The sequence below is a fragment of the Winogradskyella sp. HB-48 genome, from assembly GCF_049942685.1.
Lineage (GTDB): Bacteria > Bacteroidota > Bacteroidia > Flavobacteriales > Flavobacteriaceae > Winogradskyella.
In genome coordinates this window covers 917,620-930,641 of record NZ_CP187934.1, presented here as the reverse complement: position 1 = coordinate 930,641, position 13,022 = coordinate 917,620, and the positions used below count along the sequence as shown (strand labels likewise).

Annotated in this window: 8 protein-coding genes; all 8 read left to right on the top strand. The window is 33.1% G+C overall.

Features of this window, described 5'->3' with window-relative positions; genetic code table 11:
* The first annotated feature begins 51 nt into the window (after positions 1-51).
* Positions 52-1,230, top strand: coding sequence for an alpha/beta hydrolase (locus tag ACPX19_RS04145; RefSeq protein WP_426431665.1), 1,179 nt, complete (start codon positions 52-54; stop codon positions 1,228-1,230).
* A complete protein-coding gene (locus ACPX19_RS04140) occupies positions 1,217-1,366 on the top strand; it encodes a hypothetical protein (RefSeq protein WP_426431664.1) in 150 nt (49 codons plus the stop codon). The genes ACPX19_RS04145 and ACPX19_RS04140 overlap by 14 nt, the downstream gene beginning before the upstream one ends.
* Positions 1,367-1,549: 183 nt before the next feature.
* Positions 1,550-2,908, top strand: a complete 1,359-nt coding sequence (gene radA, locus ACPX19_RS04135) for a DNA repair protein RadA (protein WP_426431663.1) — start codon at positions 1,550-1,552, stop codon at positions 2,906-2,908.
* A gap of 245 nt (positions 2,909-3,153) precedes the next feature.
* Positions 3,154-3,951 (top strand): T9SS type A sorting domain-containing protein, encoded by a 798-nt coding sequence (locus ACPX19_RS04130; RefSeq protein ID WP_426431662.1) that lies wholly within the window; start codon positions 3,154-3,156, stop codon positions 3,949-3,951.
* Between the two features lie 126 nt (positions 3,952-4,077).
* On the top strand, positions 4,078-7,500 hold the full coding sequence (gene ileS, locus ACPX19_RS04125) for an isoleucine--tRNA ligase (RefSeq protein WP_426431661.1): 3,423 nt from the start codon (positions 4,078-4,080) through the stop codon (positions 7,498-7,500).
* A 3-nt stretch (positions 7,501-7,503) separates the two neighbouring features.
* Entirely contained in the window at positions 7,504-7,887 is a 384-nt protein-coding gene (locus tag ACPX19_RS04120) for a TraR/DksA family transcriptional regulator (RefSeq protein ID WP_426431660.1), read from the top strand.
* Positions 7,888-7,959: 72 nt separating this feature from the next.
* The gene (locus ACPX19_RS04115) at positions 7,960-8,577 is read left to right on the top strand and encodes a lipoprotein signal peptidase (RefSeq protein ID WP_426431659.1); all 618 of its coding nucleotides are present in this window, start codon (positions 7,960-7,962) and stop codon (positions 8,575-8,577) included.
* Positions 8,578-8,683: 106 nt separating this feature from the next.
* Positions 8,684-13,021: a T9SS type B sorting domain-containing protein gene (locus ACPX19_RS04110; RefSeq protein ID WP_426431658.1), complete on the top strand. Its 4,338-nt coding sequence runs from the start codon at positions 8,684-8,686 to the stop codon at positions 13,019-13,021.
* Position 13,022: the final 1 nt, after the last annotated feature.

Here is a 13,022-nt window from a genome sequence, read left to right as displayed (position 1 = left end):
ACTTAACGATATTTTAGTATGTTTGATATCCCAAGTCAAACCTACTTATAAATGAGAAAAGCTATCTTAATACTTTTGGCATGTGTATTTTGTGTGCCAATATATGCTCAAATTAGCTATGATGAAATTAATTCGTCAAAATTAAATGCGGTTCGCAAACTAAAGATTAAACTTCCTAAAAACTACGACCCTTCATCAGAAATTAAGTATCCTGTGATTATTGTATTTGATGGTGATTATTTGTTTGAGCCTATCGCTGGTCAGGTAGATTTTCAAACCTATTTTGATGATATGCCAAGTTCAATAATTGTTGGAGTAGTACAAGGTAGCGAAAGACGTTACGATGGCTATTGCGACGAGGTTACAGGTTTGCCAAAAGAGTCAGGTTTGCGTTTTCACGATTTTGTAGCAGAAGAACTTATACCATATTTAGATAATAGATATAATACAAGTAAATTTAGAGTTGCCGTTGGCCACGATTTAATGGGTAATTTTATCAATTCGTATTTATTTAAAGAAGATCCACTGTTCAATGCTTATGTATGCATTAGCCCAGATTTATCAGGTACAGTTAGAGATTATTTAGGTAAGCGACTAGAGTTTTTTAAAGATGATATTTTCTACTATATGGCTACGTCAGATAAAGACTTGCCTTACATCAGAGAGGCTGTATTAAGTGCTAACTCTCAAATAGCTCAAGTAAAAAATCAATATTTAACGTATTATTTTGATGATTTTGATAATGACAATCATTATACACTAGTCAATAGTGCAATAGCACGGTCTTTTGATAAGATTTTTGAATTGTACAAACCACTTCGCGAAAAAGAATTAGAAGAAAAAGTACTACCATATGAAGGTACGCTAGACCAGTACCTTGTGGATAGATACGATAGAATTGAAGATTTATTCGGAATAAAAAAACCAATTACCGAAGAAGAATTTGAAAAAGTTGTTAAAGTTGCAGAACAAAGAAATGATCTTGAATCTTTAGAGAAAATAGGAAAGTTGGCTAAGAAGCTTAAACCAGAATCTTTATTAGGAACGTATTATTTGGCACAACATTCTGAGAAAATCGGAAAAAATAAAAAAGCAAAGAAACTCTACGAGTCTGCATTAACATTAAATGACGTTAGCCATATCGATAGGGATTTTATTTTTTCTAAAATAGATGAATTAACCGTTGTAGACACTGACGAACAAGAAGAGGAGGACAATGAAGAAAACTAAAAGAAACCTTTCAACAGATTATTTTTTTGAAGACTTGTTTAAAAAGGCAAAGTCTTTTGTGTCAACTCAAAGGTATTCAAAACTGCACATTGTAAAACTTTTAGCCTTTGTAAATTGGTTTAAGGACATCAATTAAAACACGTTCCCGTGAAAACGGGAATCTTATTGTTTTTTATATCAATATTGTCATAATTCTTTTGAAATGAGTAATCTGTAATTTACTCTAAAAGCCAAGCAATTATATGGTTGTAAACAAAGAAATTCTTTACCTTAGCCTTTCATAAATTTAAGAAGACTTTTGCTTTCGTGGAAGATAAATATGGCTAAAGTAAAAACAACTTTTTTCTGCCAAAATTGTGGTGCACAATATGCTAAATGGCAAGGGCAATGCAATTCCTGTAAGCAATGGAATACCATTGCTGAAGAAGTGATACAAAAACCAGAGAAAAGTGATTGGAAATCTAGCTCATCAACAACTAAACGTGTTTCTAAACCTTTAAAGATAAATGAAATAGATACAACACAAGAAGCAAGGTTAGATATGCAAGATGCTGAGTTTAACCGTGTTTTGGGCGGTGGTATGGTACAAGGGTCTTTAACATTGCTAGGAGGTGAACCAGGTATAGGAAAAAGTACATTGCTGCTTCAAATCGCATTAAGTCTGCCATATAAAACTCTTTATGTTTCGGGTGAAGAAAGCCAGAAACAGATAAAAATGCGTGCTGAACGCATCAATCCTAAAGAGAACAACTGTTATATTCTTACAGAAACCAAAACCCAAAACATTTTTAAGCAAATAGAAGCTGTAGAGCCAGATTTGGTAATAATAGATTCTATCCAAACACTTCATAGTGATTATATTGAGTCTTCTGCAGGAAGTATTTCGCAAATAAAAGAGTGTACTACAGAGCTTATAAAGTTTGCTAAAGAAACAGCAACCCCCGTTCTTTTAATAGGTCATATTACTAAAGATGGCCATATTGCCGGACCAAAAATTTTAGAGCATATGGTAGATACTGTTCTTCAATTTGAAGGTGATCGTAATCACGTATTCAGAATTTTAAGAGCACATAAAAACCGATTCGGTTCAACCAATGAACTTGGCATTTATGAGATGCAAGGTTCTGGTTTAAGAGAAGTTTCTAATCCATCAGAAATTTTAATTTCAGAAAAAGATGGTGAATTGTCTGGCAATGCTATTGCAGCTACTTTAGAAGGATTGAGACCGTTAATGATAGAGGTTCAAGCACTAGTAAGTACAGCAGTTTATGGAATGCCACAACGTTCAGCAACAGGATTTAATGCTAAACGACTCAATATGCTCTTAGCCGTTTTAGAAAAAAGAGCCGGTTTTAGGCTGGGAGCAAAGGATGTCTTTTTAAATATTACAGGGGGAATTACTGTTGATGATCCAGCAATTGACTTGGCGGTTGTAGCATCTATTTTATCATCAAATGAAGATGTGGCATTACCAAGCGATTACTGTTTTGCTGCCGAAGTTGGCTTATCTGGTGAAATAAGACCAGTGCAACGGGTGGAGCAGCGCATTCTTGAAGCTGAAAAATTAGGTTTCTCTACAATTTTTGTTTCTAAATACAATAAAATCACATTAAAGAACACTTCAATTAAAGTTCAACTTATTTCAAAAATCGAGGATTTAGTAGATTTCTTGGTTTAACCGCTTGAAAATGAGTGGTTATTAGTCGACGATTTTCTCCTTTTGCATCAAAAATCAATATTTTAACGACTTTCTTGTCACTTTATCGAATAAGAATGGTCAGTAGTTTTCTTGAGATTAATATTGTATTGTAATTGTATATCAGATAATTACAACTCTTTCCCTCGGAGTAACAATCCATTAAACTTAAGATTTTATTGTAGTACATAGTTAACAGGACCCAAACAACCATTAAACTTTATACTATGAAAACAAAACTACTTAACCCAAAAAGCATTGGACTTTTTATGCTTACAGCGCTTTGCTATACCAATGTTTCAATTGCGCAAAACTCATCAAGCAACAATACTTCTTCTGATGGAATGCAAAGATTTACATTAGAATATGTTAGTCTAGATGGATTAAATGTTACTAGAGAACTTCAGCTGAACTTTAGTTCAATAACCTCAGATAGTTTTGATGAAGGTTACGATACAAAAAACTTAAATGTACTTGCAGATGATCTAAATTTAATTTTAGATGGAGAACTAATGACAGCTCAGGCTTATGGCCCTATTACAGAAGAGAAGTTAGTGCCGCTAGTACTTCAAAGTACAGGAAATCATGATTTCACTATTCAATTGACTTCTATGAATAATATGGGGGATCGAAGCATTAGGTTAAAAGACAAATACACAGAGAGTATTTATGATTTAAGGAGTGGTGATGCGTTTCAATTTTCATCAGATTCAGGTTTTTTTGCAGATAGATTTGAGATATTTTTTAAAACACAAACATTATCACAATCTGAATTTGAACTTGAAAATGTTGATATAAATTTTATTACCAATTCAAATACAATGATTATTGATAACCCAAAGAATGTAAAGATTAGTAATGTCGAAATGTATGCTATTTCTGGTCAAATAGTTGATAATAAAATAATTGAAAATGAAAATCAGCGCTTTGAATATACGCTTAATAATGTGAGTACAGGCATTTACATTGTAAGATTAATCACAGAGACCAACTCTATCTTAACTAAGAAGATTATTGTAAGATAAGGTTCAAAACTTAATAAAAGTAAGGGCTATTTCATTAGATAATGGGATAGCCTTTTGTTTTCAATAAACACAACGGATTTTTATCAAAAAATCCTTAATTTCGCACCTCGAAAAGAAATGCGAATAATGAGTACAAAGTTCCCTGAATATAAAGGACTTAACTTACCAAAAGTTGCTGAAGACATCAATAACTATTGGGAGGCTAATAATATCTTTGAAAAAAGTGTAACTACCAGAGAAGGCAAAGAGCCTTATGTCTTTTTTGAAGGGCCACCTTCTGCCAACGGTTTGCCAGGTGTGCACCACGTATTGGCACGTGCTATTAAAGACATCTTTCCGCGTTACAAAACCATGAAGGGTTTCCAAGTAAAACGTAAAGCAGGTTGGGATACTCACGGTTTGCCAATAGAGTTAGGCGTTGAAAAAGAACTAGGCATTACCAAAGAAGATATAGGTGCTAAAATTACGGTCGAAGAATACAACGAAGCATGTAAAAAAGCCGTAATGCGTTACACAGACATTTGGAACGACCTTACCAAAAAGATGGGTTATTGGGTAGATATGGACGATCCGTACATTACCTACAAATCCAAATATATGGAAAGTGTTTGGTGGTTGTTGAAGCAGATTTATGATAAGAACTTGTTGTACAAAGGCTATACCATTCAACCCTATTCGCCAAAAGCAGGTACAGGTTTAAGCTCGCACGAGCTTAACCAACCAGGAACGTATCAAGATGTTACAGATACAACGGTTGTAGCGCAGTTTAAAGCCAAACCTGAAACGTTGCCAAGTTTTCTTCAAGATGAAGGTGATGTCTATTTCTTAGCTTGGACGACCACACCATGGACATTACCAAGTAATACGGCATTAACCGTTGGACCAAAGATTGATTATGTTTTAGTAGCAACTTATAATCAATATACTTTCGAGCCAATCAATGTGATTTTGGCCAAAAATTTAGTTAACGAACAATTTGCTAAAGACTACGTAGAACTGGAGAACAGACCGGGATTACAGGGTAAGAATGCTGGAGCAAAATATAAAGAAGTTTATGGAAAGATACCGTTTTATATAGTAAAAGAATTTAAGGGAAAAGATTTAGTTGGTATTAAGTATGAGCAATTGCTAGACTATGCCTTACCAAACAACAATCCAGAACATGCCTTCAGAGTCATTTCGGGTGATTTTGTAACGACTGAAGACGGTACAGGAATAGTACACACGGCTCCAACCTTCGGTGCAGATGATGCTTTAGTTGCCAAACAAGCCACACCAGAAGTGCCGCCAATGCTGGTAAAAGATGAGAATGGCAATTTAGTTCCTTTAGTAGATTTACAAGGTCGCTTTAGACCAGAGATGGGTGAGTTTGCTGGTAAGTATGTAAAGAACGAATATTATAACGATGGTGAAGCACCAGAAAAATCTGTAGATGTAGAGCTTGCCATTAAATTAAAAGAAGAAAATAAAGCCTTTAAGGTTGAAAAATATAAGCACAGTTACCCAAATTGTTGGAGAACCGATAAACCAATTCTATACTATCCGTTAGATTCTTGGTTCATCAAAGTAACCGACGTAAAAGGTAGAATGCACGAGCTGAATACCACAATCAACTGGAAGCCTAAATCAACAGGTGAAGGGCGTTTTGGTAATTGGTTGGCTAATGCTAACGATTGGAATTTATCACGTTCGCGTTTTTGGGGAATTCCATTACCAATTTGGAGAACAGAAGATGGAAAAGAACAGATTTGTATTGGTTCTGTTGAAGAATTAAAAGCTGAAATGGCAAAAGCCGTTGAAGCAGGAGTAATGTCTGAAGATATTTTTGCCGAGTTTGAAGTCGGTAATATGTCTGAAGCCAATTATGAAAAAATAGATCTTCATAAAAACGTAGTTGATAAAATTGTATTAGTATCAGCATCAGGTCAACCGATGAAACGCGAAAGCGACTTAATAGACGTTTGGTTCGATTCTGGTTCTATGCCTTATGCACAATGGCATTATCCGTTCGAAAACAAAGATTTCATTGACAAGAAAGAAGCATTCCCAGCAGACTTTATAGCAGAAGGTGTAGACCAAACACGTGGTTGGTTTTATACATTACACGCAATAGGAACCATGGTGTTTGATTCTGTGGCTTATAAAAATGTTGTGTCTAACGGATTGGTTTTAGATAAGAATGGTCAGAAAATGTCTAAGCGTTTAGGTAATGCAGTAGACCCATTTGAAACTCTAGCTAATCACGGCGCAGATGCTACACGTTGGTATATGATAAGCAATGCCAACCCTTGGGACAACTTAAAGTTTGATATAGAAGGTGTAGAAGAGGTAAAACGTAAGTTCTTCGGAACACTCTATAACACCTATTCTTTCTTCAGTTTATATACCAATCTAGATGGTTTTAACTATTCAGAAGCTGATATTCCTCTGAATGAAAGACCAGAATTAGACCGTTGGATTTTGTCTGAATTAAACACATTGATTCAAAAAGTAGATGATTATTATGCCGATTATGAGCCAACAAAGGCTGCGAGAGCCATTTCAGACTTTACACAAGACTATCTAAGTAACTGGTATGTACGTTTAAGTAGAAGACGTTTCTGGAAAGGCGATTACCAAACCGATAAAATTTCGGCATACCAAACGCTTTATACCTGTATGGAAACCATTGCCAAGCTTGGTGCGCCAATCGCACCATTCTTTATGGATCGTCTGTATCTAGATCTCAATGCAGTAACGAAAAAAGAAAGTTTTGAGAGTGTGCATTTAGCAGAATTTCCAAAAGCAGACGAAAGCGCTATAGACAAAGTATTAGAGCGTAAAATGGAAAATGCGCAAACAATATCGTCATTGGTTTTATCGTTAAGAGCCAAAGAGAAGATAAAGGTGCGTCAGCCGCTTCAGAAAATAATGATTCCTATTGATAATAATCAGCAAAAGGAAGAAATAGAAGCAGTTTCTGGCTTGATAAAACACGAAGTGAATATCAAAGAAATTGAACTTTTAGAGGATGCTTCAGATATATTGGTAAAGCAAATCAAACCAAATTTTAAAGCATTAGGACCTCGTTTTGGAAAGGATATGAAATTGATTGCCAGTGCTGTAGGTGATTTCACGTCTGAAGACATTAAAAAAATCGAGCAAAATGGGAGTTTAGACGTTGAAATTAACGGAAAAAGCATTACTTTAGAACTTGATGATGTAGAGATTACATCACAAGACATTGAAGGATGGCTTGTTGCAAATGAGGGTGCGTTAACTGTAGCCTTGGATGTAACCATTACTGAAGATCTACGTAAAGAAGGTATTGCACGTGAGCTCGTAAACCGTATTCAAAATTTACGTAAGGATTCAGGATTTGAAGTTACTGATCGTATTGATGTACAGTTACAAAATGATGCGCAAGTTGCAGCAGCAATTGCTTCAAATGAAGATTATATAAAGTCGGAGACACTAACCGAAGAATTACAATTAATGGATAGTCTAAATGATGGTATAGAAATTGCTTTTGATGAGGTAAATACCAGATTATTCATTCAAAAACATTAGAATATGGCAACAGATACAAAGAATAGATATTCAGACAAGGATTTAGAAGAATTCAGAGTTTTAATTCAAGATAAAATCGACAAAGCGGAGCACGATTTAGAATTGATAAAAAGTGCGTATATGAATGATCACAACAATGGTACGGACGATACGTCACCAACATTCAAGGCTTTTGAAGAGGGAAGTGAGACAATGAGTAAAGAAGCAAACTCTGCATTGGCAATTCGTCAAGAAAAATTCATCAGAGATTTAAAAAATGCCTTAATCAGAATTGAAAACAAAACCTTTGGTATTTGCCGTGTTACAGGTAAGCTAATTAATAAGGAGCGTTTAAAATTAGTACCACACGCTACGCTTAGTATCGAAGCTAAAAATATGCAGAAGTAAATTGAAATTCAATTTTAGAATTTTGGATAATTAAAACCAAAAGCTTTGGATTGTATTCAAAGCTTTTTTATTATGTCATTAAAGAAAGCCTCAATAATTATCATTCTTATTTTATTGGTTGATCAGATCAGTAAGATTTATATTAAAACACATTTTGCGCTTAATGACGGTATTACTGTGTTTTCATGGTTTAAAATTGACTTTATAGAAAATGATGGAATGGCTTGGGGAACGAAGCTAAGCGATTTTTTCACCTTTATTTCAGATAGGTCTGCAAAGCTCATTTTAACCCTTTTTAGAATTGTAGCTGTTACAGGTATTGGATTTTGGCTGGTAGATGTTACAAAAAAGCATAAGTCCAAAACTTTAGTTTTTGCTATTTCTATAATTTTCGCTGGTGCTTTGGGTAATATTATAGATTCCGTTTTTTATGGTGTTTTGTTTAGTGATAGTCACATGCAGGTAGCCACATTTTTACCAGAAGATGGCGGTTATGCTGAGGTATTCCATGGTAAGGTTGTAGATATGTTACACTTCCCAATTTGGAGTGGTGTTTTACCAGAATGGTTGCCTTTTTTTGGTGGGAAATATTTCTCTTTTTTTGATCCTGTTTTTAATATTGCAGATATGGCTATAAGTACAGGAATCGGTATTTTAATTTTGTTTAACAAAAAGGCGTTTAGAGATTAATAGGTTACTACGATATACTTGATTAAACCAAAACTTAAAACTATATTTTTACAAATAATTGTAAATCATAATAATGACTATAAAATACGGTGCTTCCAAAAATCTTATGAAAAAACACCTTCTTTCGTTAACAATTTGTTTGACATTATTTAGCTTCATTACTTATTCACAAAATAACACAGATTGTTGGACATTAATCCACAATGGAATTGATATTTACAATGGTCAATATAATGATGGTGAATTTCCTGGTTATCACGATCCCGAAACGACCGACTTAGAAGAGGTAAATGGAGGCTTCTTAACGACGGGTCAATATAATGAACAAACTTTCGATTCAAATGACAATAATATCTATACTAACCTACAAGATAAAGATGGAAGCTATTTAACAAAGCATGATTATGACGGAAATCTTCAATGGATCGTTTATACTGAAAAAAATAATAATTCTTATAGAGATGTAATGTTTGGGTCTGTTGAGGATAATGAAGGTAATATATATGTTATAGGGCATTCTATTAATGGTACTTTTTTTGATTCTGAGGGTACAGAAATAATATTTAATAATTCAAATGATTCTGTATTTGGTGGATTTATAATAAAGCTTGATGAAGATGGAAAAATTTTGTGGCATATTATCATTGATAATGTTTACAGTAAAAGAATAAACATTGATGAAGATGGTAATATAGTATTAAGTGGGGATGTTAATATTTATAATAATAACACGTTTGATTTTTATTTAAATGGAGTCATTACTGACAATTTACCAAATTTTGAAATTATGGGTAATAATTTTAATTATGTTAATAGGGGTGTTTTAAAAATTAACCCTCAAGGTGAATTACTTTGGTATACAGGTATTAAAACTGACGGCCCAAATAGTGAGTTTCTAATAGATATTGGTAGTGATAATAGCAATAATATTTATGTGACTGGGTATTGCAGTTCTCAAGTTGATATATATTCTGCTGGATTGACAGAAAATCCTAATATTATTACATGGAGCGGATATTCAACGAAAACATTTTTAATAAAATTTGATGAAAATGGACAAGTTTTATGGAATATTAAGAGTTATTTAAATAGTTCTCAAAACAATGGAGTACAAGCTTGGTCTACGACTATTGACGAACAAGGAAATTCTTATATAACTGGTTCTAACGACTGTAGAAATAGTAGTAATCCAGATCAAATTTTTGAAAATACTGATGGTACAATAACCGCTGAAAATGTAGGTACTTTTTTCATTGCAAAAGTAAATACTTCTGGTGTTTGTGAATGGATCAAAGGCGCTGCTCATTCTTATTCAGGAACAGGATATAAAGTCATAAAATCAAACGACGAAATAATTGTAGTAGGTAAAGTTCAAGCTTTTCAATTTTTACCTGAAGAAGTAGAGTTCTTAAGTTCAGATGGGAATAATATAGAGGCTTTATTCTATCCAGACGATTATTTTTTAGCGATTTATGATACTGATGGAAACTTAAATCGTGTTGTAGGTAGCGGAATTAATGAACAACACCATTTTTATTCAGATAGAATAAGTGGTTTTTTTAAAGATTCTAATGACAATTATTACATAAGCCGAAATATAGGGTTTTATATAAATGGGCCTCAAGACTACGAAAATTTTGGGCATATTATTAATGCTCAAGATTTAAATGAAAGAGATGGGGTAATTACTAAATTCAATGAAGAGTGTGGTGTGATGTTAGGTGATATAATTAATCAGAATATGCCTAATTTATCTTTATGTGATAACACTTCTGTCGGAACAGATACAGATGGTCTTATTAATTTTGACTTAACACAAAATGAAGATGAAATATTAACTAATGAGTCGCTATCTAACTATCAAATTTCATACTATAAAGATGAAGCATTAACTGATCTTATTTTAAACCCTGAAGTATATGAAAATACTTTTCAATCAGAAATAATTTACATAAAAGCAGAGCACTTATTCGACTCTGATAAATCTGGGGAGACATTTTTTGAAATTGAAGTATACACATTGCCAATCACTAATTCGCCAGTTACTTTAAGTCAATGTGATGATAATTTGGATGGTTTTACAACATTTAATATTAGTGAAGCCAATGTGCAATTATCTTTAAACTATTTAAACGAAACGATTACGTTTTACGAATCGCAACAAGATGCAGAAACAGATACAGATGCAATTTCAGAACCAACACAGTATGTCAATGAGGTTATAGACACGGATACTGTATGGGCAAGAGTAGAAAATGAAAATGGTTGTTTTGCCACTTCCCAAGTTAATTTAAACGTTACTTCAACACAGATTCCGGATACGTATTTCAGGGATTTTTATGAATGCGATGCGTTAATGGATATTCATGATGGTATTTCAGTGTTCGATTTTAGTATTGTCAATTCAGAAATTGAGGCAATGTTTCCAAATGGTCAGAATTTAAATATTTCTTATCATGAAAATCTCTTGGATGCATATGGAAATTTAAATGCAATACAAGATATTTCAAATTATACCAACGCAACACCTATTGCTCAAGATATATATGTCAGAGTAGTTAATTCTCTAAATAGTGAATGTTTAGGGATTGGGCATTACATAACATTGCACGTAGTTGAGATGCCTATAGTAACAGGTCCTTTGTTTATTGAAGAGTGTGATTATGATAACGATGGTATAGTGGAATTTTCTACTTCATCTTTTGAGTATTTGCTTTCTGATTTACAAACAATAGATGTTAGTTTTCGCTATTATGATGAAGAAGGAAATGAATTGCCGAGTCCACTACCAGATCCTTATATAACATCGGAGCCTATCACCAATATTACGGTTTCAATAATTGCTGAAAATCAAAATATTTCTTCAGGTGGTTGTGAAGTAACAACTGGTATAGCTCTATTTATCAATTCGAATTATAATATAGGTGAAGTGCCAGATTATTTGGGTTGCTTAGATACTTCTGATGGCTATTTTACCTTTGATACAAGTAATTTAGAAAGCTCTATTTTAAACGGACAAAGTGACTTAGAAATTTCATATTTTGATGAGAATAGTAATTTAATAGAAAGTCCCTTTCCAAACGAATATTCATTAAGTGAAAGTGCAACAGTAAGAGCAATTGTAACTAACATACTAGATCCTATGTTGTGTCCATTGGAGGTTGATATTAATTTTGAAGTGGCTTTGAAACCTGAAGATATCCAAATCGATGATATTTATCTGTGTTTTGAAGAAGGAGAGGAGCAAATATTTAATTTGAGAGAATATCTTGATACTTCACTAGAAGAATATAACATTACAAATTCTGAAATAAACGCCTATAATAATGGTGTGTTATATGACGATATAATAAATGTGGATTTTCAAAATTTAAACCAAGCTGAAATAAATTATAGGATTGAAAATACTGACTTTCCTGAGTGTTATTCTGTCGGATCATTTGATATTATTTCTTCAACAAGACCAGTTATTGGGGATTTATCAGATATAATACTTTGTGATGATGAAAGTAATGATGGAATCGAAAATTTAAATTTACAATCAATAAGTGAAGAAATATTAAATGAATTGTCAACAAATCAATATACGATATTCTATTTTCAATCTTATGATAATGCCTTAGAAAATATAAATCCATTACAAGAAGAAGTGATTGGGTCGATCGACGATCAGACAATTTATGTTAGAGTTTCAAGTCAAGAAAACATTGATTGTTATAATATAAGTAATTTTAATCTTGTTGTTAAACCAGTTCCTGATATATCAGAAATTCAAAGTGAGTATTACATATGTAAAGGGGAAAGTTTAATTGTTACAGCAGGTGATGGTTTAGACTATTATTTTTGGTCCAATGGAATAACAACTTCAAGCATAACAATTACAGAAGGTGGTGAATATAGTGTAACTGTACTTCGAGAGTATCCTGAAATATCTTGTGAGGTTACTAAAACATTTGTCGTTTATGAATCTGAAGTACCTGATAGTATAGAAGTAGAGGTTATAGGCGAGTCTATAACCTCAAATGATATTCAAGTTATTGCTAGCGGAATAGGAGATTATGAATACTCTTTAGATGGAATAACATATCAAGAGTCAAATATCTTTTATGATTTAACTCAAAGTGATTATACAGTTTATGTCAGAGATCGAAATGGCTGTGGTGTTTATATGGAAGAATTATTTTTATTGAGATACCCAAAGTTCTTTACCCCAAATAATGATACAGAGAATGATTATTGGCAACTTTATAATGCAAATAAAGAGCTTCTCAATAAGCTTTATATTTTCGATAGATATGGAAAATTGTTGGTAGAGTTAGATCCTAGATCAATAGGTTGGGATGGTACTTATAATGGTTCGCTAATGCCAAGTAGTGATTATTGGTTCATGTTAGAACGCCAAAACGGAAAAACTTATACAGGACATTTTAGTTTAAGGAGATAGA